The 23156-nt window shown below is 68.6% G+C and carries 19 protein-coding genes; 13 read left to right on the top strand and 6 right to left on the bottom strand.

Features of this window, described 5'->3' with window-relative positions:
- Window positions 1-887 precede the first annotated feature (887 nt).
- On the bottom strand, window positions 888-1475 hold the full coding sequence (locus ACYYG1_RS07965) for a GDSL-type esterase/lipase family protein (RefSeq protein ID WP_461209766.1): 588 nt from the start codon (window positions 1473-1475) through the stop codon (window positions 888-890).
- A gap of 133 nt (window positions 1476-1608) precedes the next feature.
- On the opposite strand from ACYYG1_RS07965, the gene ACYYG1_RS07960 reads away from it, so the two are divergent.
- The 4 genes from ACYYG1_RS07960 to ACYYG1_RS07945 all read left to right on the top strand — a co-directional run bounded on the left by ACYYG1_RS07960 (window position 1609) and on the right by ACYYG1_RS07945 (window position 8309).
- Window positions 1609-2274: a GntR family transcriptional regulator gene (locus ACYYG1_RS07960; RefSeq protein WP_461209765.1), complete on the top strand. Its 666-nt coding sequence runs from the start codon at window positions 1609-1611 to the stop codon at window positions 2272-2274.
- Window positions 2275-2482: 208 nt separating this feature from the next.
- A complete protein-coding gene (trpB, locus tag ACYYG1_RS07955) occupies window positions 2483-3691 on the top strand; it encodes a tryptophan synthase subunit beta (RefSeq protein WP_461209764.1) in 1209 nt (402 codons plus the stop codon).
- Between the two features lie 102 nt (window positions 3692-3793).
- Window positions 3794-5080: an HD domain-containing phosphohydrolase gene (locus tag ACYYG1_RS07950; protein WP_461209763.1), complete on the top strand. Its 1287-nt coding sequence runs from the start codon at window positions 3794-3796 to the stop codon at window positions 5078-5080.
- Window positions 5081-5180: 100 nt separating this feature from the next.
- Complete coding sequence (locus tag ACYYG1_RS07945; RefSeq protein WP_461209762.1) at window positions 5181-8309, top strand: UvrD-helicase domain-containing protein; 3129 nt, start codon at window positions 5181-5183, stop codon at window positions 8307-8309.
- An 81-nt stretch (window positions 8310-8390) separates the two neighbouring features.
- Here the strand turns inward: ACYYG1_RS07945 and ACYYG1_RS07940 are convergent, their stop codons facing one another.
- On the bottom strand, window positions 8391-8537 hold the full coding sequence (locus tag ACYYG1_RS07940) for a hypothetical protein (protein ID WP_461209761.1): 147 nt from the start codon (window positions 8535-8537) through the stop codon (window positions 8391-8393).
- Between the two features lie 185 nt (window positions 8538-8722).
- Between ACYYG1_RS07940 and cbiR the strand changes: the two genes are divergently transcribed.
- The 8 genes from cbiR (at window position 8723) to ACYYG1_RS07900 (ending at window position 17855) form a co-directional block, all read left to right on the top strand.
- Window positions 8723-9466 carry a cobamide remodeling phosphodiesterase CbiR gene (gene cbiR / locus ACYYG1_RS07935; protein ID WP_461209760.1) on the top strand — a complete coding sequence of 248 codons (744 nt, stop codon included), beginning with the start codon at window positions 8723-8725 and terminating at the stop codon, window positions 9464-9466.
- The gene (locus ACYYG1_RS07930) at window positions 9451-9969 is read left to right on the top strand and encodes a bifunctional adenosylcobinamide kinase/adenosylcobinamide-phosphate guanylyltransferase (protein ID WP_461209759.1); all 519 of its coding nucleotides are present in this window, start codon (window positions 9451-9453) and stop codon (window positions 9967-9969) included. Before cbiR ends, ACYYG1_RS07930 begins: the two co-directional genes overlap by 16 nt.
- 4 nt (window positions 9970-9973) lie before the next feature.
- Window positions 9974-10987 (top strand): DHH family phosphoesterase, encoded by a 1014-nt coding sequence (locus ACYYG1_RS07925; RefSeq protein ID WP_461209758.1) that lies wholly within the window; start codon window positions 9974-9976, stop codon window positions 10985-10987.
- Window positions 10988-10990: 3 nt separating this feature from the next.
- The gene (gene polA / locus ACYYG1_RS07920) at window positions 10991-13654 is read left to right on the top strand and encodes a DNA polymerase I (RefSeq protein ID WP_461209757.1); all 2664 of its coding nucleotides are present in this window, start codon (window positions 10991-10993) and stop codon (window positions 13652-13654) included.
- A 99-nt stretch (window positions 13655-13753) separates the two neighbouring features.
- Entirely contained in the window at window positions 13754-14923 is a 1170-nt protein-coding gene (locus ACYYG1_RS07915; RefSeq protein WP_461209767.1) for a pyridoxal-phosphate-dependent aminotransferase family protein, read from the top strand.
- Between the two features lie 85 nt (window positions 14924-15008).
- Window positions 15009-15314 (top strand): DUF1844 domain-containing protein, encoded by a 306-nt coding sequence (locus ACYYG1_RS07910; RefSeq protein WP_461209756.1) that lies wholly within the window; start codon window positions 15009-15011, stop codon window positions 15312-15314.
- Window positions 15315-15323: 9 nt separating this feature from the next.
- Window positions 15324-16379, top strand: a complete 1056-nt coding sequence (gene argC / locus ACYYG1_RS07905; protein ID WP_461209755.1) for an N-acetyl-gamma-glutamyl-phosphate reductase — start codon at window positions 15324-15326, stop codon at window positions 16377-16379.
- 195 nt (window positions 16380-16574) lie between these two features.
- A complete protein-coding gene (locus ACYYG1_RS07900) occupies window positions 16575-17855 on the top strand; it encodes an EAL and HDOD domain-containing protein (RefSeq protein WP_461209754.1) in 1281 nt (426 codons plus the stop codon).
- A gap of 79 nt (window positions 17856-17934) precedes the next feature.
- On the opposite strand, the gene ACYYG1_RS07895 is transcribed toward ACYYG1_RS07900, so the two are convergent.
- Complete coding sequence (locus ACYYG1_RS07895) at window positions 17935-19227, bottom strand: phenylacetate--CoA ligase family protein (RefSeq protein ID WP_461209753.1); 1293 nt, start codon at window positions 19225-19227, stop codon at window positions 17935-17937.
- Window positions 19228-19372: 145 nt separating this feature from the next.
- Here ACYYG1_RS07895 and ACYYG1_RS07890 point away from each other — a divergent pair, with 145 nt between their 5' ends.
- Window positions 19373-20188, top strand: a complete 816-nt coding sequence (locus ACYYG1_RS07890; RefSeq protein WP_461209752.1) for a prepilin peptidase — start codon at window positions 19373-19375, stop codon at window positions 20186-20188.
- Between the two features lie 112 nt (window positions 20189-20300).
- Here the strand turns inward: ACYYG1_RS07890 and ACYYG1_RS07885 are convergent, their stop codons facing one another.
- The 3 genes from ACYYG1_RS07885 to trpB (ACYYG1_RS07875) form a co-directional block, all read right to left on the bottom strand.
- Window positions 20301-20939 carry a LysE family translocator gene (locus ACYYG1_RS07885; RefSeq protein WP_461209751.1) on the bottom strand — a complete coding sequence of 213 codons (639 nt, stop codon included), beginning with the start codon at window positions 20937-20939 and terminating at the stop codon, window positions 20301-20303.
- Window positions 20940-21139: 200 nt separating this feature from the next.
- Window positions 21140-21907, bottom strand: coding sequence for a tryptophan synthase subunit alpha (gene trpA / locus ACYYG1_RS07880; RefSeq protein ID WP_461209750.1), 768 nt, complete (start codon window positions 21905-21907; stop codon window positions 21140-21142).
- A gap of 39 nt (window positions 21908-21946) precedes the next feature.
- Entirely contained in the window at window positions 21947-23113 is a 1167-nt protein-coding gene (gene trpB, locus ACYYG1_RS07875) for a tryptophan synthase subunit beta (protein WP_461209749.1), read from the bottom strand.
- Window positions 23114-23156: the final 43 nt, after the last annotated feature.

Here is a 23156-nt window from a genome sequence, read left to right as displayed (position 1 = left end):
CCCCTCTTAAAGTGGAGGCGATACCGCACCCTTAGAGCCATGGGTAACGCCAAGGTTTGTCTTCCCAAGAAGGCCGCGCGTGTCGGCGGGGCAGGGGCTTTGGCGGGGCTTCGCGATACGCCTCCGCGTCGCCCCGATGATTTGATTGGGCGAACGCCAGTCTGCTGTAACGCAAAACCAACCGTGCCCACCCGCCCTCCCGCCGCGTTCCGCAACAGGTATGAGGGGGTGGTTTTGGGGGAGGGTTTGTAGCGCTGCGGGCGCGTAACGCGGGAGAGGCGCGCTCCCTTCGAAGGATTTCCCCCGCCGCGCGGCTGCGCCGCAGGGGCGGGACAAATCCAGGCGGTCGCGAGCCTCTCCCGCGCCACGCGCCGAGTCACCGGCGGAAAGCCTCCCGATCCGAGAACGCGACGGGGAAAAGAAGAAGTATCCTACCTGACGATAGGGACGCGGGCTGAAATCATACTTGGCCCCATGGTGCAGTGCTATTTACGGCACTGCACCAGTTGCTCCCCAAGCCCCGGCGCGCTGCCCGGCGTAGCGGCTGTGATGGAAATCAGCGAAGCGAAGCCGGGCTCGTGCGACGGGGCGGCATCACCTGTGCCGCGACACGAGGGGAGAAATCAACGGAGGACCGCACCACAGTGACGTTCCAGCGCCCCATGCGGGTGCGGGGGGCGTAGCGGCTGTGATGGTAATCAGCGAAGCGAAGCCCCTCGTACCCGCATGGGGCGCGGCCGCGCCACCCATTCCAACACTCCCGACAAACCAACGCCCTACCCGCGAGGGAACGCGGTGGGCGGGCGGGAGGGCACAAGTGGTTTTGCGCCACGACAAAAACACACGAGCCCCCGCAACACCGCAAACGTCCCTTTAGCACCCCTTCCTCATTCAAACCATTCGCCCCAAGCCGGCCACTCCCCAACCATCTCGGCGATGATGCCGTATCCCGCGGCGCGCGGATGCACCCCATCCCCGGCACGCACGTCCGCCAAATACGGCTCCGCGCCCACCAGCCGCGAATACAAATCCAGATAAGGGACGCCCAGTTCCGCGCACACCGTGCCCAGGCGGCTGTTGACCTCGGCGTTGCGCGCGCAATGCTCCTCCCCGGCCACCGGGGGAGGGCCGACGAACAGCACGGGGTGGTCGGCCGCAGCCTTGGCCAGAATGGCGCGGGCGTTGTTTTCCGTATCCTCCAGGGCCACGGCGCGTCGGCCGTCGCGGATCACCGTGTCCGCGGTGCCGAAGGAGAAGACCAGCCGCGTTTCCCAGCCTTCCATGCGCCTGCGCGCGGCCTCGTCCTCCCAGCGCGCGGCCAGACGGGGGCTGGCGTCCTGGCGCACGCCCAGGTTGTAGCATGTCAAGGCGCGGCCCGAGGCCGCAAGGGAGACGCAGACCCGGCCGGGCCAGCCCAGGAAGGCCGGATCGCCCGTGCCCCCCACCAAAGAATCTCCGAAAAAGCAGATTACCATGGTTCTTTTCCCTCCGATTGCGAAGCCTACCCCCGCAAAATGCCCCAATCTGTCCCTATTCGCCAGCCGGCAATTGCCATGGGCCGTGTTTTCTTGTATCTTATATGGCAGACTCAATACTCCGGGGGGAGGAATGGAAGAGCAAACCACGAGCCTGGCGGAAAAGGCCCGCTCCATGCTGGAGCGCATGATCGTGTTCGAGGAACTCAATTCCCAGGACATGTATTCCGAAAAGCAGCTGGCCTCCATGCTGGACATGGGGCGCACGCCCGTGCGCGAGGCCTTGCAGCGGCTGGCCCACGACAAGATGGTGGTGGTGCATCCGCGCCGGGGGGTCCAGTTCCCGCCCGTGACCGCCGAGAGCCAGCTCAAGCTCCTGGAGGTGCGCCGGGGCCTGGAGCCCTTGTGTGTGCGCTACGCGGCGCTTCGCGGCGACGTCGCCCAGAAACGGCGCATGCTGCAGCTGGCCGACGAGATCCTCAAGGCGGCCGAGGCGAACGACGCCCAGGGCACCCTGGAGGCCATGCGGGAAATCCACGACCTCCTGGCCGAGGCCACGAACAACGAATACTTCCAGCGGGTCATGGGCTCCGTGCAGGGCCTGTCCCGCCGCTTCTGGATCGTGAACCTCAGAAACGGCGGCTCCCTCGCGGACGGGGCCACGCACCACGCGACCATCATGCGCGCCGTGGCCAAGGGCGAGGTCATCAAGGCCGAGGCCGCGTCCGAGGATCTCCTGGATTACCTTTCGGAGTACTCCTACGACGCCCTGAAGATGGAGACCGACGCCAAACCTTGACAATCGGGACGCGGCTGTGCATGTTTCGGTCCATGCGCACCAACGGCATCACCCCCACGTTTCGATTCTGGTGGTGGCTCTGCTAGTCAGAGCCGCACGATCTTGCCTGGACTGCGCACAATAACAAGGCAACATCACAACCGCGGCTGGAAATCCGGCCGCGGTTTTTTCATGCCCGCCGCCGGGGCCGGCCCAAAGGAGCGAGCACATGACCCAGCTTCCCGATTCCAAAGGTTTCTTCGGCGCCCACGGCGGCCAGTTCCTGCCCCCGGAACTCGTGGCGGTGATGGACGAGCTCAACGCGGCGTTCACGCGCTACAAGGACGACCCCGAATTCCTCAAGGAGCTGGCCTATTACCAACGCCACTACACGGGCCGCCCCTCGCCGGTCTATCTCTGCGAGAACCTCACCAAGACCCTGGGCGGGGCCAAAATATACTTGAAGCGCGAGGACCTGAACCACCTGGGCGCGCACAAGGTCAACAACACCATCGGCCAGATCCTGCTGGCCAAGCGCATGGGCAAGAAGAAGATCATCGCCGAAACCGGCGCGGGCCAGCACGGCGTGGCCACGGCCGCCACGGCCGCACTCATGGGCATGGACTGCGTCATCGTCATGGGCGCCGAAGACATGGAGCGCCAGAAGCTGAACGTCTTCCGCATGCGCATGATGGGCGCGGAGGTGCGCCCGGCCATGAGCGGCCAGCGCACCCTCAAAGAGGCCGTGGACGAGGCCCTGGGCGCCTGGATCGAGGACGCCGCCAACACCTTCTATCTGCTGGGCTCGGCCGTGGGACCGCACCCCTACCCGGCCATGGTCAAGCACTTCCAGGCCGTCATCGGCCGCGAGGCCCGCGAGCAGATCACGGAGCTGGAGGGCCGCCTGCCCGACTATCTGGTGGCCTGCGTGGGCGGCGGGTCCAACGCCATCGGCCTGTTCGCGGACTTCCTGGGCGAACCCTCCGTGGCCCTGCACGGGGTGGAGCCCTCGGGCCGGGGCCTGACCCCGGGCAACCACGCCGCGTCCCTGAGCCTGGGCACCCCCGGTGTGCTGCACGGGTTCACGTCCTACATGCTCCAGGACGAGAACGGCGAGGCCGCGCCCGTGTACTCCATCTCCGCCGGGCTGGACTACCCCAGCGTGGGCCCGGAGCACAGCTACCTCAAGGACATCGGCCGCGCCGAATACTTCACGGCCAGCGACGCCGAGGCCGTGGACGCCTTCTTCGCCCTGTCCCGGGCCGAGGGCATCATCCCGGCCCTGGAGTCGGCCCACGCCCTGGCCCACGCCATGCGCCTGGCCCCCACCCTGGGGCAGGACAAGATCGTGCTGGTCAACCTCTCCGGGCGCGGCGACAAGGACGTGGCCCAGATCGAACGCATGCTCTCCGAAGGCTCCATACAGGCCCCCGCATGACCCTTTGGCGGCGGCCCGGGACGATTCCCGGGCCGCCCCGCCACTAAAGCTTTTCTTTCCCCTTCGTCCCGTCTATTGTCCCGTTTCCGGGATACACCGACCATGACCGAACACATCTCGCCAGACCTCACGCCCGGTTCCAGACCCGACGGTATCTCCCTCTTCGATCTCGTGGGGGGGCTGTCCAGCGCCATGGACCTCATCAGCCCGCAAGTGGTGGACCACCACACACGCGTCACGGCCGTGGCCGCGCGCCTGGGGCAGGTGCTGGGGCTCAACCCCATGGCCCTGGCCGAGTTGACCCTGGCCGGGCTGACCCACGACATCGGCGCGTTCTCCCTGCGCGTGCGCCTGGACGCCCTGGAGTTCGAGACCGATCAGGTCATGCACGCCGAGGTGGGCTGGCGGCTCTTGCGCTCCTTTCCGGGATTCGAGCGCATCGCGGGCATCATCCGCCACCACCACCTGCGCCACGACCAGAGCGCGGAAGCGGACGCCGCCCCGGACGTGCTGGACGCGGCCAAGCTCCTGCACCTGGCGGACCGGGTGGACGTGCGCCTCAGAAGCCCCCAGGCCCCCTCGGACCTGGCGAGCATCCACGCCATACTGGCCCCCCATGCGGGCACGTGGTTCGCCCCGGCCCACGTGGAGGCCCTGGGCGAACTGGCCGCCGGCCCCGACTTCCTGCAGGGCATGCGGGCCGAGGACGAACGGGCCTTCCTGAAGGGCCTGGCCGCGCCCCTGGACGAAAGCCTGGACATGACCGGGGCCCTGCGCTTCTCGGAACTCTTCTCCCAGATCATCGACTTCCGCAGCCGCTTCACGGCCACCCATTCCCGGGGCGTGGCCGCCTCGGCCGGGGCGCTCCTGCGCCTGGCGGGCGGGGACGGCCTGTCCCTGCGCACCATGGCCGTGGCCGGCAACCTCCACGACCTGGGCAAGCTGGCCGTGCCCCAGGCCATCCTGGAAAAACCCGGGCCCCTGGACGACGCCGAATTCACGCGCATGCGCGCCCACGCCGACCACACCCTGGCCGTGCTCTCGGGCATACCGGGCCTGGAGACCGTGGCCGCCTGGGCGGGCAACCACCACGAGCGCCTGGACGGGCGCGGCTACCCGCGCCACCTGGACGCCCCGGCCCTGGACCGGGGCTCGCGCATCATGGCCGTGGCCGACGTGTTCACCGCCCTCACCGAGGACAGACCCTACCGCGCGGGCATGAACCGCGAAGCCGCCCTCAAGGTGCTCAAGTCCATGGCCGTGGAAAACGCCCTGGACCCGGAGGCCGTATCGCTGCTTACGCGCAACTTCGAGGAGTTGAACGCCGTGCGCGTCCTGGCGCAGGACAGGGCCCTGGCCGACTTCAAGAGCTTCGCCAGCCGGTCCTGACCCGCCCGGCCCAGCCCCCGCCTTTGCGCTTGCCCCGCGTTGCCCGGGAGTCTATAGTCCGGGAATTCCAACCCCAAACACCGTTTTCGCACGGCTAGCCATGGAACTCTTTCGGGCCGATCTGCATATCCACTCCCGGTTTTCCCGGGCCACAAGCAAGAAGCTGGACCTGCGGCTTCTGGCCGCCTGGGCCAGGGTCAAGGGTCTGGACGTGCTGGCAACGGGCGACTTCACGCACCCCGAATGGCTGGCCGAGATCGAAGACCGGCTCGTGCCCGACGGCTCCGGCCTGTTCACCCTGAAGGACAGCCGCCGCCTGGAGCGCGAGGTGCCCTTTTTGGAGGGCTATCCCCTGGCCGGGCAGACGCGCTTCATGCTGGTCACGGAAATCAGCTCCATCTACAAGCGCCACGGCCAGACCCGCAAGGTCCACAACCTGGTGTTCATGCCCAACCTGGACATGGCCAAGGCCTTCACGCGCAGGCTGGAGCAGGTGGGCAACCTGGCCTCGGACGGCAGGCCCATCCTGGGGCTGGACTCCCGCGACCTGCTGGAGATGGTCCTGGAGACCGGGCCCCAGGCCTTCGTGGTGCCCGCGCACATCTGGACCCCGTGGTTCGCCCTGTTCGGGTCCAAGAGCGGCTTCGACAGCGTGGAGGAATGCTTCGGAGACCTGGCCGGGGAGATCTTCGCCATGGAGACGGGCCTGTCCTCGGACCCGGAGATGAACTGGATGTGGTCCGCCCTGGACCGCTACCGCCTGATCTCCAACTCCGACGCCCACTCCGGCGAAAAGCTGGCCCGCGAGGCCAACATCTTCTCGGGCGAGCCGTCCTACGAGGGCATCTACCGCGCGCTCAGGGGCGAGGCCCTGGGGCACAAGTTCCTGGGCACCCTGGAATTCTTCCCCGAGGAGGGCAAATACCACCTGGACGGGCACCGGGCCTGCGGCGTGGTCATGGAGCCCGGGGAGACCCTGTCCCGGGGCGGCATCTGCCCGGTGTGCGGCAAGCCGCTGACCGTGGGCGTGCTGCACCGCATCATGGACCTGGCGGACCGCCAGGAGCCCAGGCAACCTGCGGACGCGCCCGGATTCAGCTCCCTGATCCCCCTGCCCGAGATCGTCGGCGAAATCCTCGGCTTCGGCCCGAACACCAAGCGGGTCAAGGCCTTCTACGGGCGGCTCATCGCACGCTTCGGGTCCGAGCTGGGCATCCTCCAGGACGTGCCCCTGGAAGCCCTGGCCAAGGTCTCCGCGCCCCTGGCCGAGGGCGTGGGCCGCATGCGCAAGGGCGAGGTCTACCGCCAGCCCGGATTCGACGGCCAGTACGGCACCATTTCCGTATTCACGCCCCAGGAGCGGGCCGAGATCACGGGCGGAGGGTCGCTGATGCCCCTGCCCCGGCCCAAGGCGGCCGCGCCCAGGCCCGTGCCGGCGGCCGAACCCGAGCCCATGGCCAGCCCCCTGTCCCTGTTGGAGGACGGAGGCGTGCGCTACAACCCGGCGCAGCAGAAGGCCATCGACGCCGGGCCGGGCCCCGTGCTGGTGGTGGCCGGGCCGGGCACGGGCAAGACCCAGACCCTCATGGGCCGGGTGGACCGCCTCCTGGCCCAGGGCGAGACCCCGCGCCACATCCTGACCCTGACCTTCACGCGCCGCGCCGCCGGGGAACTGTCCCAGCGCCTGCTCGGCCTGCGCGGGGAAAAGGAGGCCCTGCCACGGGCCGACACCATGCACGCCCTGGCCTACGAATGCTGGACCGAGGCCTACGGCGAGATGCCCACCGTGCTCACGGAGGACGCCTCGCGCCGGGTGCTGTCCGAGGCCACGGGGCTCACGGGGCGCGAGCTGCGCCGGGTGCACGAGGCCATCGGCCTGGCCCGCGAGCGCATGCGGGAGCCCGGGCCGGACCTGGCCGAGCATTTCCACTTCTACACCAAGGCCAAGGAATCCTGGAACCTGGCGGACTACACGGATCTCTTGACCTTCTGGCTGGAACAGATCGAAGCCGAGATCTGGCCCAACCCCTACACCCACATCCTGGTGGACGAGGTCCAGGACCTCTCGGCCCTGCAGCTCAAGCTGGTGCACGCCCTGGCCTGCCCCGGGGGCAAGGGCGTGTTCGCCATCGGCGACCCCAACCAGTCCATCTATTCCTTCCGGGGCGCCGAAGCCGACGTGGCCGCGCGCTTCAGGGAGTGGTGGCCGGAAACGCAGGTCGTGGGCCTGGACGAGAACTACCGCAGCGCCCAGGGCGTGCTGGACGCCTCCGCCCCCCTGGCGCCCTCGGCCCCGCGCCTCTTGGCCCACCGCCGGGTCAAGGCCGACATCCATTTGTTCAAGGCGCCCAGCGCCGGGCGCGAGGCGGCCTGGATAGGCGAACGCATCCGCGAGCTCATCGGCTCCACCAGCCATTCCCTGGCCGACGGCGGGGAAAGCGGCGGCGGCCTGTCCCCCGGGGACATCGCCGTGCTGGTGCGCTTCAAGGGCCTCATGGCCCCCCTGGCCGCGACCCTGGACCGCCTGGGTCTGCCCTGCTCCGTGCCCGAGGCCGAGGCCTTCTGGCTGGAGCCCCGCGTGGCGGCCATCCTGGCGGCGGCCGGGCGCACCCTGGGCATCGCGGGTGGGGCCGAGGAGGACGAGGAGGACGAGGCCGACGCGGGCCTGGACATCCCCGAGCGCGTGCTCTTCCGGGGCCCCGTGGCCCTGGCCGCGTACCTGCAGAGCAACCCGCCCTTCGACCATCTTTTCTGGACCGGCCCGGAGTTCAAGAAGCTCTCAAAAATGCACGCGGAATGCGGAGGCTGGCCCGAGCTCCTGAACCAGGTGCACCTGCAGAGCGAGCTGGACACGGTTCGGGCCAAGGCCGAGAAGGTCCAGATCATGACCCTGCACGCGTCCAAGGGCCTGGAATTCGAGGCTGTGTTCCTGCCCAGCCTGGAGGACGGCATCCTGCCCTTCGCCGGGGCCGCGCTCACGGCCGGGAACCACGCGCGGATCGAGCTGGAGCCCGGGGCCGAGGACGAGGAACGCCGCCTGCTCTACGTGGGCATGACCCGAGCCAAGACCCGCCTCTACCTGTCCCACGCCATACAGCGCACCCTGTACGGCAAGGAGCTGGCCCTGGATCCCTCGCGCTACCTGGCCGAGCTGCCCGAGGACGGATTCGCCCGCACCAGGCTCGTGGGCCGCAAGGTGCGCCAGGAAAAGCAGCTCGGGCTGCTCTAGGCTACTGGGAAACGCACGCCGCGCGCGGCGAGCGGGCCTGAAATAGGGATTTCAGCCAAGGAAGGATTCCCCCCGACAGGACTACAGGGAAAGAAACCTGTAGACCCAGCGCTCGTAGAGCGTGCATACGCGGGTGGTCAGGCGCGGGCGCACGCCCACGTCGCGGAGCCTGCAGTACACGTGCAGGGGATTGAAATGATGTTGCAGGAAGCGTCTGAATACCGCCATACTCTTCTCCGTCCGGTCGGGAATGCAGCAGCAAATTCCATGCCCCGGACCGTTTCCCGAAACTCCTGAACGACTTCCGCCACAGGGCCCGCATGAGCCAGCAGTCCGGCGCCGGAAACCCGGCAAAATCCGCAGCAGGAAGTTCCTACCCTTCTTATCGGTCCACGGCCGGGAAGCTGAAGGGTTTGCCCTTTACCGTGGCGGCCCCATCCTTCGTCGTCCCGGACACCGTGGCCGGAAACTGCCGCTTCCTGCGCGGCCTGTTTCCCGAGGTCGGGCTGTGCCTGTACGAGACCGGGGCCTGCCTGGCCTACGGCCCGGACGACCTGCCCGCCGAGGCCCCGCCGAACCTGACCTTCCACGCCCACCTGCCCCTGGACCTGCCCTGGGGCCGGGGCCCGGAGGCCGCCGCCCGCGCGGCCCTGGCCGTGGCCGCCAAGGTCGCGCACCTCGAGCCCCGCTGCTACGTGCTGCACCCCCCGGCCACCCCGGACGAGCTGGCCCGCTTCGCGCGCCTCTGGACCGGGGCCGGGCACACGCCCGGCGGCCTGCTTCTGGAGAACGTGGAGGGCAACGACCTGTCCGCCGTGCTGGACGCGGCGCACGGCCTGGGCCTGGGGCTGTGCCTGGACTTGGGGCATCTGATGGCTTATGAACAACACTTCCTGCCGCAGGCCGTGGATTGGGAGCGCGTACGCATGCTGCATGTCTACGCGCCATGGAAACTTGAGACACGGCCCGAGGACAGAAAAGGCCACCGTCACCTGCCCCTCATGGAACTGGATGCGGACGGCCAAACGCTTTTGCAAACCCTTGTGCGCAGCCTGCGCCCCGGGGGCACCGTGACTCTGGAGGTGTTCCAGAAGCGGGGGCTGATGGACTCCGCACGGCTGCTGGCAGAATGGACGGCCCTATGGAACCCGGCGTGAAGCGCCTCGTGCTCGGCGGCGAACGGTCCGGCAAGTCCGACCGCGCCCTGGACCTCCTGGCCTCGGCCCCGGGCCCGCGTTTGCTTGTGGCCACGGCCCAGGCCCTGGACCCGGAATTCAGGCGACGCATCATGCGCCACCGCGTGGAGCGCGGGCCGGAGACGCCCGTGCGCGAGGTGGGGCTGGAGCTGCCCGAGGCCCTGGCCGAGGCGAAGGGGACCTACGCCACGATCCTGGCCGAGGGCCTGGACTACTGGCTCTATGCCTGCGCCATGGCGGACCGCGTGGAAGAACGCATCCAGGCCCTGGAGGACGCGGTGCGCGGCGCCGCGGGCACCGGGCTGATCCTGGTGTCCTGCGAGACCGGCCTCGGGCCGGTGGCGGCCGACGCCGAAACCCGGGCCTTTGTGCGCGGGATGGGACGCCTCAACAGACGCCTAGCCGCGCTGTGCTCCGTGGTGGAGCTGGTGGTGGCGGGCCGAGCCCTGAGGCTCCCGGAGTAGACGCATGGCCTTTTTCCGCACCCTGCCCCGGCTGGAGGACCTGCTGGCCCTGCTGCGCAAGCAGGACCGCTGGCTCATCGCCGTGGTGGCCGACCCCGACGCCCTGGCCTCGGCCATGGCGCTCAAGCGCATCATGGCCCACCGCACGCAGGAGGTGGGCATCGCCCGCGTCAACGAAATCTCCCGGCCCGACAACCTGGAGATGATCCACTCCCTGCGCATCCCCACGCGCAAGCTGACCCCCACCCTGTGCGCGCAGTACGACCATTTCGCCCTGGTGGACTCCCAGCCCCACCACCACGAGGGGCTCGCGGGCCTGGACTTCTCCGTGGTCATCGACCACCACCCCCTGTCCGCGGAGCACCCCGTGAATGCGGCCTTCAAGCACATCGAGCCCACCTACGGGGCCACCTCCAGCCTGTTCACGGAATACCTCTACAACCTGGACATCCGGCCCGGGAAGCTCCTGGCCACGGCCCTGCAATACGGCATCAAGACAGACACCTCGTCATTCGAGCGCGATTTCATCGAGGCGGACCTCAGGGCCTTCCAGTTCCTGAACAAGTTCGCCAGCCCGCTCTTGTTGCGCAAGATCTACCGCAGCGAATTCCACATGGAGTGGCTGCGCTATTTCTGCCAGGCCTATTTCAAGATGCGGCTGTTGGGCCAGGGCATCTTCGCCCACCTGGACCACGTGGAAAGCCCGGACATCCTGGTCATCATCGCGGACCTGTTCCTGCGGGTGCACGGCGCGTCCTGGACCGTGGTCAGCGGGGTGGCGGGCGACAAGGTCGTGGCCATCTTCCGGGGCGACGGCCTGCGCCGCGACATGGGCAAGTTCGCGGCCCGCTGCCTCGGGGACGTCGGTTCCGCCGGGGGGCACAAGGGCGCGGCCCGCGCGGAGATTCCGCTCTCGGCCATCGACTCGCCCTCGCCCGAATCCTTTCTCTGGAAACGCCTGCACACCAAAAAGGCCCGCGCCAGGAAAAACGACGCGCCGCGGCCCGACCAGGAGTAGTTCATGTCCCTCAAGGACCGCCTCGGCCTGGACAAGGATCCCGTCTTCCTTGTTGACGGGCACGCCTTCCTGTACCGCTTCTTCTACGCCTACGGCGACATGCGCCGCTCCGACGGCTTTCCCACCAACGCCATCTACATGTTTCTGCGCATGCTCTTCGGCCTGGTGCGCGACGAGGACCCGGTCTACGCGGGGTTCTTCTTCGACGGCAAGGGCAAGACCTTCCGCCACGAGATGTTTACGCCCTACAAGGCCCAGCGCCCGGCCATGCCCGAGGACCTGGCCGCGCAGAGCGAGCCCGTGCGCCGGGCCGTGGAGGTCATGGGCTTCCCGGTCACCGTGTCCGAGAACGTGGAGGCCGACGACTGCATCGCGGCCCTGGCCGCCCGCCTCAAGACCGAGCGCCCCGTGGTCATCGTGGGCGCGGACAAGGACCTCAAGCAGTGCCTGGACGAGGGCGTGTACCTCTGGGATCCGGGCTCCAAGAAGGAATCCCTGACCAGCCTCGCGGACTTCAACGCGGACACGGGCCTGACCCCGGAACAGTGGCCGGACTTCCAGGCCCTCATCGGCGACTCCGCGGACAACATCCCCGGAGTGCCCAAGATCGGGCCCAAGACCGCCGTGAAGATCATGGAGCAGTTCCCCACCCTGGAGGAGCTGCAGACCGCCGTGGTCGAGGGCAGGGGCGACTTCACCAAGTCCGTGCGCCGCCAGCTGGAGACGCACTTGGGGGACGCCTTTCTGTACCGCAAGCTCACGCGCCTGGACCTCACGGCCTGCGCGGGCGTGACCCTCGCGGACCTGCGGCGCGCGCCCGCGGACCACGGCCGGGTGCAGGCCTTCCTGGAGGAATACGAATTCCGCACCCTGCTCAGGGAGCTGCCGCGCGTGGTGCCGCCGGGCCTGGCCGAGGCCCCGGCTCCCGAGCCCCCGAAGGCGGCGGCGGACAAGGCCCCGGCCAGGCCCGCGCCCGCGGGCCAGTCCCAGGGCACGCTCTTCGACATGAGCCCGGTGACGAGCCCCGCGCCCGAGGCGGACATCCGCCGCGCGGCCACGGCCGGGGACCTGCCGGACCTGGCGGGCAGGGCCGTGGGCCTGGTGCCCGCCGAGGGCGGCTTCTATCTGGGACTGGACGGCGAGGAACATTTATACACCGGCCCGGCCGCAGCCCTGGCCCCGGCCCTGGCCAAGGCCGCCAGCGTGGCCGCGCCCGACGTGAAAAGCCTGCTCAGGGCGGACGCGGCCTGGTGGGCCGTGCCCGAGGCGGCCTGGTTCGACCTGGGCCTGGCCGCGTACCTGCTCTCCCCCGAGGACCGCAGCTATTCCTGGGAGCACCTTTCCCGCCGCCTGGCCCCGGAGGTCCTGGAAGCGCCCGTGGCCGGGCAGGGCAACACGGCCCGGGCCATGGCCGAGGCCCTGCGCCCGCGCCTGGAAAGCGCCGGGCTCGGGGACCTGATGCGCGACCTGGAGACCCCCCTCATCCCGGTGCTGGCGCGCATGGAAGAGCGCGGCGTGCGCATCGACCAGCAGGCCATGGCCGCCTTCCTGGACGAGGTCAGCCGCGACCTGGAAGGCCTGACCGCGAAAATCTACGAGGGCGCGGGCCGCGAATTCAACCTGCGCTCCAGCCAGCAGATGGCCGAGGTCCTGTTCACGGACCTGGGGCTCAAGCCGCGCGGCAAGACCCCGGGCGGGGTGCCCTCCACGTCCTTCGCCGTGCTGGAGAAGATCAAGGCCGATCACCCGGTGGTGGCGGACATCCAGGCCTGGCGCAAGCTGGAGAAGATGCGCTCCACCTACCTGGAGCCCCTGCCCAGGGCCGCCGGGCCCGACGGGCGCATCCACGCCGCCTTCAACCAGCTGGCCACGGCCACGGGACGGCTCTCCAGCTCCGGCCCGAACATGCAGAACATCCCCATCCGCAGCGACATGGGCCTGCGCATGCGGGCCTGCTTCACGGCCGACCCCGGCAACCTGCTGGTGGGCGCGGACTATTCGCAGATCGAGCTGCGCGTGCTGGCCCATTTCAGCGCCGAGCCCACCCTGCTGGACGCCTTCCGCCAGGGCCAGGACATCCACGCGCGCACGGCAGCGCTGATCTTCGACACCGCGCCCGGGGACGTGACCCGCGCCCAGCGCGGCACGGCCAAGACCATCAACTTCGGGCTGATCTACGGCATGGGCCCCCAGAAGCTGGCCGCGGACCTGGGCATCAAGCTGGCCGAGGCCAAGGAGTTCATCGCCCGCTACTTCGAGCGCCTGGCCGGGCTCAAGGCCTTCTACGAATCCGTGGAGGCCGGGGCCCGGGAGCACGGCTTCGTGACCACCCTGGCGGGCCGCCGCCGCCTGCTGCCGGACATCAACTCCCGCAACCAGAACCTGCAGGCCCAGGCCCGCCGCCAGGCCATCAACACCCTGATCCAGGGCAGCGCCGCCGACCTCATCAAGCTGGCCATGCTGGCCGTGGACCGCGACGAGGAACTGGCCGCCCTGGACGCCGGGCTGATCCTGCAGGTGCACGACGAGCTGCTCCTGGAGGCCCCGGAGAAAAACGCCCGGGCCGCCGCACGCAGACTTGAAGAAATCATGGCCCGGATTTATGACCTGACTGTGCCCCTGGCCGTGGACCACGGCGTGGGGGCCACCTGGGCCGAGGCCCACTAGCCGGGGCCCGAGGCCACGAACATCCAACCCCCCGCACGCCCGCGCCAAAGCGGCCGGGATCGCGAGGGCCGGGGGGAGAGCCCCCCGAGGAACAAAGGCATCACCATGAAGACACGACTCCTGACCCCGGGCCCCACGCCGCTGCCCGAATCCGTCCGCCTGACCCTTGCCCTGGACATGGTGCACCACCGCAAGGAAGGCTTCACCAAGCTTCTGCAGGAAGTCCAGAAGGACCTGCGCTGGCTGTTCGGCACCGAGCAGCCCGTGGTGCCCATGGCCTGTTCCGGCACCGGAGCGATGGACGCGGCCGTGACCAATCTTTTCGCCCCGGGTGAGCGCGTCATCGCCGTGAACGGCGGCAAGTTCGGCGAGCGCTGGGTGAAGATCGCCCAGCAGCACGGCCTGGACGTCCTGGAGCTCACGGTGCCCTCGGGCCAGACCGTGACCCTGGACAAGATCAAGACCGCCCTGGACAACCACCCGGACACCAAGGGCATCCTGATCCAGGCGTCGGAGACCTCCACGGGCGTACTGCATCCCATCCGCGAGATCGCGGCCTACACCCGCGAGCGGGACATCATGCTCGTGGCCGACGGCATCTCCGCCGTGGGCATCTCCCCCTGCCCCATGGACGAGTGGGGCGTGGACTGCCTGCTCACGGGCTCCCAGAAGGGCCTGATGCTGCCTCCGGGACTGGCCTTCCTGGCCCTGTCCGCCCGCGCCTGGGAGCGCGTGGCCGAGGTCAAGCCCACAAACTTCTACTTCAACCTGCTGGGCGAGAAGGCCAAGATCGACAAGAACTGCCAGACCAACTTCACCCCGGCCATCAACCTGCTCATGGGCCTGTCCACCAGCATGGGCCTGTTCCGCGAGCGCGGGCTGGACAACCTCTACGCCACCCAGTGGGCCCTGACCCAGATGACCCGCGCGGGCGCCGAGGCCATGGGCCTGGAGCTGCTGGCCAAGGAGAACTACACCTGGGGCCTGACCAGCATCAGGATGCCCGCCGGCGTGGACGCCGGGGTGGTGCTCAAGGTCGCCATGGAGCAGTACGGCGTGGTCATGGCCGGCGGCCAGGACGCCCTCAAGGGCAAGATCGTGCGCCTGGGCCACATGGGCTACGTGGACTTCGCCGACGTGCTGGCCGGGCTCTACGCCATGGGCCGGGGCCTGGTCCTGGCCGGAGGCCACTGCGGATCCGACGACTACATGGAACGCGCCATGGCCGCCTACGAGGCCGCCATGGAAGCGGGAGCCCCCACGCTCTAGCGGACCGTTGCAATAGCCATCTTGCGCGGGCCGTCCGGGAATTGCGGTTTCCGGGCGGCCTGCCAAAGCATAACGGAGGCGACAGATGCCCGAAGAACACGAGAAAGAATGCCCCGAGGGCGCGGCGGAGACCCTGGGCTGCACCCTGCCCCAGGTGACCTTCTCCACCTTCGTCATGTCCCTGGCCTCCTCGGCCCTGGTGCAGCTGGGCGAAGTGCCCGAGCCCGAAACCGGCGCGGTGGGCGTGAACCTGCCCGTGGCCAAGCACACCATCGACATCCTCTCCATGCTCAAGGAGAAGACCGCCAAGGGCCTGGACGCGGACGAGGCCAAGCTCCTGGAGGGCCTGCTCTACGAACTGCGCATGAAGTACGTGATGAAGAAGAAGTAGGACACGACCATGGCGAAGCAATACAAGGCCGGGCTGGTGGGCGTCACCGGCTACACCGGCATGGAACTGGCGCGCATCCTGGCCTGGCACCCGGACATCGAGCTGGTGCGGGCCACGTCGCGCTCCGAGGCCGGCAAGTCCCTGGCGGACCTGTTCCCGGGCCTGGCGGGCACGCCCCTGGCCGGGCTCGTGGTCAGCCAGCCGGATGCGGCGGACCTGGCCAGGACCTGCGACGTGGTCTTTTTGGCCGTGCCCCACGGCACGGCCATGGACATGGCCGCCGAACTCATGGAGCACGGCGCGCGCGTGGTGGACCTGTCCGCGGACTTCCGCCTGCGCGACCCCGGGGTCTACGCCCTGTGGTACGGCCTCGAACACCGCCAACCCGAGCTCATCGCCGACGCGGTCTTCGGCCTGCCGGAGCTCTACGCGGACCGGGTGCGCGGGGCGCGGCTGGTGGCCAACCCTGGCTGCTACCCCACCTCGGCCATCCTGGCCCTGGCCCCGGCCCTGAAAACCGGCCTGATCCGGCCCGAGGGCATCGTCATCGACTCCAAGTCCGGGGCCACGGGCGCAGGGCGCGGGGCCAAGGTGGGCTCCCTGTTCTGCGAGGTGTCCGACAGCTTCAAGGCCTACGGCCTGGGCACGCACCGCCACACCCCGGAAATCGAGCAGGAGCTGTCCCTGGCGGCGGGCTCGGCGCTGACCGTGTCCTTCAACCCGCATCTGTTGCCCCTCAACCGGGGCATCCTGTCCACCTGCTACGCCACGCTGACGCGCGGCGCGGACACGGCCGAGGCAGTGGACCTGTACCGCGAGGCCTACGCTAGCGCGCCCTGGGTGCGGGTGCTGGCCCCGGGCCAGCTGCCCGAGACCAAGCACGTGCGCGGGACCATGTTCTGCGACATCGGCCTGGTGTCCGACCCGCGCACCGGGCGGCTCATCGCCGTGGCGGCCATCGACAACCTCTGCCGTGGCGCCTCGGGCCAGGCCGTGGCCAACGCCAACCTGATGCTCGGCCTGCCCGTGGACAGCGGGCTGAACTTCGTCCCCCTGGTGCCCTGACGGCGCGCCGCAAACAGCCTTCAACAAGGGCGCGGGCATTGCCCGCGCCCTTGTTCTTTCTTCCGTCCGGTGAATCCCCTACTCCCCGTGCGGAAAAAATCCGCTGTGCAAAAAACATCACCCTTGGTATCGTGTAGCTTATCTGCACAATTCCCTGCACAGCATGGGACACCCCTCGCTCAGGACAGGAACGCCATGACACAAAAAGCTTCGGACGAAATATACGAGTCCATCTATGTGGCCAGGCAGCCCATCTTCGACGACAACCTGGAGGTCTGGGGGTACGAGCTCCTGTTCCGCGCCTCGGGTGAAGCGCTGCAGGCCGAGGTCACGGACGAGGACATGGCCACGGCCAAGGTCATCGCCGACGGCTTCGTCATGGCCGCGTCGGGCATGCGCCCCGGCCAGCGGGCGCTCATCAACTTCCCCCAGAACCTGATCCTGCAGCAGTTCGCCTTCGCCCTGCCCAGCGACATCGCCGTGGTGGAGATCCTGGAGGACGTGCGCCCGGAGCCCGAGGTCATGGACGCCCTCAGGGAGTTCAAGGAGGCGGGCTACACCGTGGCCATGGACGACTTCATGGGCGAGCCCGAGCTGGTGCCCTTCCTGGAGATCGCGGACATCCTCAAGGTGGACATCCTGGGCATCCTGGGTCCCGAGGGCGCGGCCAACGCGGACAGGCTGCGCACGATCATGAGCACCGTGGGCGGCAACTTCACGGGACGGCTGCTGGCCGAAAAGGTGGAGGACAACGACGTCTACGAGCTGTGCAAGGAGCTTGGTTTCACCCTGTTCCAAGGCTATTTCTTTTCCAAGCCGGAGATCATCCCGGGCAAGAAAATCTCCTCCAACGAGATATCCAAGCTCCAGCTGCTCAAGGAACTGGGATCCCCGGAATTCGAGGTCGACCGGCTGTCCAGGATCATCCAGCTGGACCCGTCCCTGTCCTACCGCCTGTTCCGCTACATCAACTCCGTGGGCATGGGCGTGGCCAACAAGGTGGAATCCGTGACCCGGGCCATCACCCTGCTCGGCCAGCGCCAGCTCTCCCAGTGGCTCAGGGTGGTCATCATGTCCGACCTCGCGCCCAGCCGGAAAGGCCAGGAAGTGGCCTTCCTCTCCGTGCACAGGGCGCGCTTCCTGGAGCTCCTGGCCCGCCACTGTCCCGAGAGCCACGCCCCGGAGACCATGTTCCTGCTGGGCCTGTTCTCGCTCCTGGACGCCCTGCTGGGCCAGCCCATGCAGGACATCCTGACCCACGTGCCCCTGGACGAGAACGTGGCCGCCGCGCTCACGGGCACCAAGAACGAGTTCGAGGACTGCCTTGAGCTGGCCATGGCCCTGGAACGCGCGGACCTGCCCACCGCGACCAAGCTGCTGGGCGGGCACAACGTGTCCGCGGACAAGGCCACGCCCCTGTACACCGAGGCCATGGACTGGACCATGCGGATTCTCGGGGAATCCAGACCCAACTAGCCCCCTCTTCCACGAAGCAAAAGCCCCCGCCCGGCAGCGTGCCGGACGGGGGCCTTAATTTTCGCGCCCGAGACCGCAGCTATTCGTCGCGCTCGTCCACCACGCGCCTGGTCTTGCCGAAGGACCGGGGCAGGGAGCCGAAGTCCACGATCTCCACCGACGCCCGGGCCATGATGCGCCGGTGCAGGGTGTCGGCCACGGCCTCGCCCAGAGCCTGGTCGCCGCCGGCCGTGGCGCCCTTGGCGCGCTCCACCTTGATGCGCATGCTGTCGCGCCCGCCCGAGCGCGTCAAACGCACCTGGTATTCGCTGCCCGCCTCGGGGAAGCCCTCCAGCACCTCGGCCACCTGGCCGGGGTAAATGTTCACGCCGCGGAAGATGATCATGTCGTCGCTGCGGCCCATGATGCGCTCGTGGCGCGGCATGGTCACGCCGCAGGAGCAGCGCCCCGGGATGATCCTGGTCAGGTCGTGGGTGCGGTAGCGGATCAGCGGCGAGCCCTCCTTGCACAGGGTGGTGACCACCATCTCGCCCACCTCGCCCGGGGCCACGGGCTTGCCCGAGGCCGGGTCGAGGATCTCCAGGATGTAATAGTCCGCCCAGTAGTGGATGCCGTCGTGGGCCTCGCACTCCAGACCCGCGCCCGGGCCGTAGAGCTCGGTCATGCCCGAGATGTCGAAGCTGTGCTCGAGCCCCAGCATCTCCTCGAAGCGCCGGCGCATCTTGGGCGTGTGCGCCTCGGCCCCGAAGATGCACCGCTTGAGCTTCAGCTTGTCGCGCAACCCGTGCTTCTCCACTTCCTCGCCCAGGAGCAGGGCCATGCTCGCGGTGGAACAGAGGCAGGTGGTGCCCATGTCCTCGATGAGCTGCATCTGGATCTCCAGGTTGCCCGGCCCCACGGGCACGGCCGTGGCCCCGAAATGCTCGCAGCCCATCTGGAAGCCCACGCCCGCGGTCCACAGGCCGTAGCCCACGCAGATCTGCACCCGGTCCCTGCGCGAGAGCCCGGCCAGCTCGAAGCAGCGGGCCATCATCACCTTCCAGGCGTCCACGTCGCCCTGGGTGTAGACCAGGACCTTGCGCTTGCCCGTGGTGCCGCTGGAGGCGTGGATGCGCACCAGCTCCTCCTCGGGCACGGACAACAGCGGCATGGGATAGCCGTCGCGCAAATCCTCCACCGAGGTGAACGGCAGGCTCGCCAGGTCGTCCAGCCCCTTGATGTCGTCAGGCTTGATCCCCGCCGCGTCCAGCCGGGCGCGGTACGCCGGGCTGCCCGCATAGGCGTGGCGCACGGTCCATTTCAGGCCCTCGGCCTGGCGCTCGGCGATCTGCTCCTCGCTCAGCAGCGGGATGAACCTGTCCTTGTATTCCATCTCGGCCACTCCTTGTTTGGGCCTTTCTTGCTCCGCCCTGCGGCGCGCACCCTTGTTCGCGCCGGGAAAATCCAGTATCCCTGGTCCGGCAAAGCCGGAACACCATGCCCCAAATCACCCCACCCTTCAACCCGAGGCGCGCGGCATGAACGACACGCTCCCGTTCCGCATCCTGGCCGTGATCCTCGGCCTGGTGCTGGGCAGCTTCTACAACGTCTGCATCCACCGCACCGTGAGCGGCGAATCCGTGGTCGACCCGCCGCGCTCCAAGTGCCCCCTGTGCGGCCGCACGCTCACCTGGTGGGAGAACATCCCGCTCCTTTCCTACGCCCTGCTGCGCGGCCGCTGCCACGGCTGCAAGGCGCCCATCTCCCCGCGCTACCCCCTGGTGGAGGCCCTGTCCGGGCTCATCTGCCTGGCCCTGGCCGTGCGCTTCGGCCCGGGGCTGAAATTCGTGGCCTACACGGGGTTCTGCGGGCTGCTGCTGGTGCTGGCCTTCATCGATCTGGCCACCATGACCCTGCCCCTGTACCCCATGATCGCGGGCGCGGCCGCCGCCCTGGCCTGCGCGCCCCTGGTCCTGGACATCCCCCTGTCCGACGCGGCCCTGGCCGCGGCTCTCGGCGCGGGCGGCTTCTGGCTGGTGCGCTTCCTCTACAAGCGCCTGCGCGGGGTCGAGGGCCTGGGCGAGGGCGACATCTGGCTGATGCTCCTCATCGGCCCGCTGGTGGGCGTGGCCAACCTGCCCTTCGTGGTCATGGTCAGCGGCGTGGGCCTGATCCTGGCCAGCGTGGTCATGCTGCGCCACCGCCCGGACACCTTCGAGGACGACGACATCGACTACGACGAACTCTCCGCCCTGCAAACCCCCGTACCCTACGGCCCGTTCCTCTGCGCCGCCGCCGTCCTCGCCATCCTCTGGGGCCGGGACGTGCTCATGTGGTACCTGCGGGTCGTCTAGCCGCCGGGGGAAGGGGGGAGAGGGGGATTTTCAGGAAATCCCCCTCTCCCCCCTTCCCCCGGACCCCCATCCCCTCTCTCCCCAAACCTTTTTCCATTTGGGATAGGGATTATCAGCGCTCCGAGAAGGCCAGCCGCAGGCCCAGGAAGGCGAAGAAGCCGCCCAATCCGCGATCCAGCCATTGGGCCACGCGGGGGTTGGTGCGCAGGCCGCCGCCGATGCGGTCGCCCAAGAGGATGAAAAACGGCTCGATGAACGCCGCCACCACGATGATCAGCACCCCGTGCAGCATCAGCTGCATGGGCACGGACCCCGCGCCGGGCTCCACGAACTGGGGCAAGAAGGCCAAGAAGAAGATGGCCACCTTGGGATTCAGGAGGTCGATGAGCACGCCCTGGGTGAATATCTTCGACAGGGGCGAGGGCTCCACGGCCTGGGCGTCCACGTGGAATCCGCCCTTGGAGCGCAGGGCCTGGATGCCCAGCCAGATGAGGTAGGCCGCGCCCACGTACTTGACCACGCCGTAGGCCGTGGCCGAGGCCACGATGATGGCCGAGAGGCCGAGCGCAGCGAACAGCACGTGGCCCATGGCCCCGGCCCAGATGCCGAACATGGCGGCGAACCCGCCCGCGCGGCCCCGGCGCACCGTGTGCGCCAAAATAAAGCCCAAATCCGGCCCCGGCGACAGGTTCAACAGGACTGCGGCGGTGAAAAAGGTCAGCCAGTGGTGCAGGTCGTAGGTCGGCAGCATCGTCTCTCTCCATTTTGAGGCAATGGGGGCTCCGCCCCCATACCCCCGCCCAAGGGGATAATCCCCTTGGGAATCCTTATTTTTTGCGCCGGGCGGACCAGTCGCCCGGCGCAAACAAAAACACAACCCCTACAGGGATGCAAGGGGGTTACCCCCTTGCCGGGGGGCCGGGGGGCGGCGCCCCCCGATCCCTCCCCGCCCTACGCCCGCCAGGGCGCGAGGAACGCGGCGGGCGCGCCGCCCGCGCGCATGTGGTCGATGAGCCCGGAGCCCATGACCACGGCGTCGGGGCCCTGGCCGAACTGCTTGAGCTGGTCCGGGGTCTTGATGCCGAAACCCAGCGCCAGGGGCGCGTGGATGGCGGCCTTGACCTCGGCGATCTTGTCCTTGACCTGCGTGGGCAGGCTGTCCCGCGCGCCCGTGACGCCCATCACGGACACCAGGTACACGAAGCCCGAGGCGGCCGCGCCGTATGCCTCGAGGCGCTCGGCCGGGGTGTTCAGGCCCACGAGGTACACGAAGTCCATGCCCTTGGGGGCGATGGCGGCCTTGAAATCCCCGCTCTCCTCCAGGGGCACGTCGGGCACGATGAACCCGTTGACCCCGGCCTCGGCCGCGTCGCGGGCCAGGTTGTCCAGCCCGTACTGCAGGAAGGGGTTCAGGTAGCCCATGAGCACGATGGCCGCGTCGATCTCCGCCCGGTGCTTCTTGAGCTCCGCGAGGATCCAGCGCAGGGTCACCCCGCGCTCCAGGCATTCCAGAGCCGCCATTTCCACGGTGGGGCCGTCGGCCACGGGGTCCGAGAAGGGCACGCCGATCTCGATGACGTCGGCCCCGCTCCTGTCCAGTTCCTTGAGGGCTTCCCAGAAGGCGTCCAGGTCCGGGAACCCAGCGGGAAGATAGGGGATGAGCGCCTTGTGGCCCTCGCTGTTGGCCTTCTCGATGGCCTGGGTCAGTCTTGATGCCATGATATATCTCCATGCCGGGAATACCGGCCGGGTAGCGGGTTAGCCGAGCTTTTCCTCGATGATGCCCATGTCCTTGTCGCCGCGCCCCGAGAGGTTGACGATGACGTTGGAGCCGGGGTCCATGTCCTCGCGGTGCTCCAGCACGTAGGCCACCGCGTGGGAGGACTCCAGGGCCGGGATGATGCCCTCGGCCCGGGCCAGCTTCTGGAAGGCGGCCAGGGCCTGGTGGTCGTAGACCGTGACGTATTCCGCGCGGCCCGAGGCGTTGAGCCATGCGTGCTCCGGGCCCACGCCCGGATAGTCCAGGCCCGGGGCGATGGAATGCGAGGGCTCGATCTGGCCGTCCTCGGTCTGCAGGAGTTCGGTGCGGGCGCCGTGGAACACGCCGGGCGTGCCCTTGCCGATGGCCGCGGAATGGTAGCAGCCCGGCTCGCCCGTGCCGCCCGCCTCCACGCCCACCAGGCGCACCTCGCGGTCCTCGAAGAAGGCCGAGAAGATGCCGATGGCGTTGGATCCGCCGCCCACGCAGGCCACCACCACGTCGGGCAGGGAGCCGAACAGCTCCACGCCCTGCTGGCGCGCCTCGTGGCCGATGACGGACTGGAAGTCGCGCACCAGCGAGGGGTAGGGGTGGGGCCCGGCGGCCGTGCCGAAGCAGTAGTGGGTGTCGGCCTGGTTGGCGATCCAGTAGCGGAAGGCCGCGTTGATGGCGTCCTTGAGGGTCTTGGTGCCCGACTCCACGGCGTGGACCTCGGCCCCCAAGAGGCGCATGCGGCGCACGTTGTGGGCCTGGCGCTCCACGTCCGTGGCGCCCATGTAGATGATGCACTTGAGCCCCATGTAGGCCGCGGCCGTGGCCGTGGCCACGCCGTGCTGGCCCGCCCCTGTCTCGGCCAGGAGCACCTTCTTGCCCATGTGCTTGGCCAGGAGCGCCTGCCCGATGCAGTTGTTGATCTTGTGCGCGCCCGTATGCGCCAGATCCTCGCGCTTGAGGTACAGGTTGAAGCCCAGCTCCTCGGACAGGGTCGGGCAGAACGTCAGCGGCGTGGACCGGCCCACGTACTCCGCCAGGATGCGCCCGAATTCCTGCAGGAAGGGCTTGCTCTTGGCGATGGTCTTGTAGGCGTCCTCGACTTCCAGAAGCGGCGGCATGAGCAGCTCGGGGGAGAAGCGTCCCCCGAACTCGCCGAAATAGCCTTGTTTCATGATCTATCCCTTGGGCCCCTCGGGGCCCGGTTGGTTGTGGTTG

This window comes from Desulfocurvus sp. DL1XJH-121, from assembly GCF_054819825.1.
The sequence above is the reverse complement of the archived record's forward strand: the minus strand, read 5'-3'. Positions and strand labels throughout refer to the sequence as shown.

Coding starts and splice junctions, on each gene's coding strand:
- ACYYG1_RS07965 (WP_461209766.1), bottom strand. CDS start 1,475: ATGGTAATCTGCTTTTTCGGAGATTCTTTGGTGGGGGGCACGGGCGAT.
- ACYYG1_RS07960 (WP_461209765.1), top strand. CDS start 1,609: ATGGAAGAGCAAACCACGAGCCTGGCGGAAAAGGCCCGCTCCATGCTG.
- trpB (WP_461209764.1), top strand. CDS start 2,483: ATGACCCAGCTTCCCGATTCCAAAGGTTTCTTCGGCGCCCACGGCGGC.
- ACYYG1_RS07950 (WP_461209763.1), top strand. CDS start 3,794: ATGACCGAACACATCTCGCCAGACCTCACGCCCGGTTCCAGACCCGAC.
- ACYYG1_RS07945 (WP_461209762.1), top strand. CDS start 5,181: ATGGAACTCTTTCGGGCCGATCTGCATATCCACTCCCGGTTTTCCCGG.
- ACYYG1_RS07940 (WP_461209761.1), bottom strand. CDS start 8,537: ATGGCGGTATTCAGACGCTTCCTGCAACATCATTTCAATCCCCTGCAC.
- ACYYG1_RS07930 (WP_461209759.1), top strand. CDS start 9,451: ATGGAACCCGGCGTGAAGCGCCTCGTGCTCGGCGGCGAACGGTCCGGC.
- ACYYG1_RS07925 (WP_461209758.1), top strand. CDS start 9,974: ATGGCCTTTTTCCGCACCCTGCCCCGGCTGGAGGACCTGCTGGCCCTG.
- polA (WP_461209757.1), top strand. CDS start 10,991: ATGTCCCTCAAGGACCGCCTCGGCCTGGACAAGGATCCCGTCTTCCTT.
- ACYYG1_RS07910 (WP_461209756.1), top strand. CDS start 15,009: ATGCCCGAAGAACACGAGAAAGAATGCCCCGAGGGCGCGGCGGAGACC.
- argC (WP_461209755.1), top strand. CDS start 15,324: ATGGCGAAGCAATACAAGGCCGGGCTGGTGGGCGTCACCGGCTACACC.
- ACYYG1_RS07900 (WP_461209754.1), top strand. CDS start 16,575: ATGACACAAAAAGCTTCGGACGAAATATACGAGTCCATCTATGTGGCC.
- ACYYG1_RS07895 (WP_461209753.1), bottom strand. CDS start 19,227: ATGGAATACAAGGACAGGTTCATCCCGCTGCTGAGCGAGGAGCAGATC.
- ACYYG1_RS07890 (WP_461209752.1), top strand. CDS start 19,373: ATGAACGACACGCTCCCGTTCCGCATCCTGGCCGTGATCCTCGGCCTG.
- ACYYG1_RS07885 (WP_461209751.1), bottom strand. CDS start 20,939: ATGCTGCCGACCTACGACCTGCACCACTGGCTGACCTTTTTCACCGCC.
- trpA (WP_461209750.1), bottom strand. CDS start 21,907: ATGGCATCAAGACTGACCCAGGCCATCGAGAAGGCCAACAGCGAGGGC.
- trpB (WP_461209749.1), bottom strand. CDS start 23,113: ATGAAACAAGGCTATTTCGGCGAGTTCGGGGGACGCTTCTCCCCCGAG.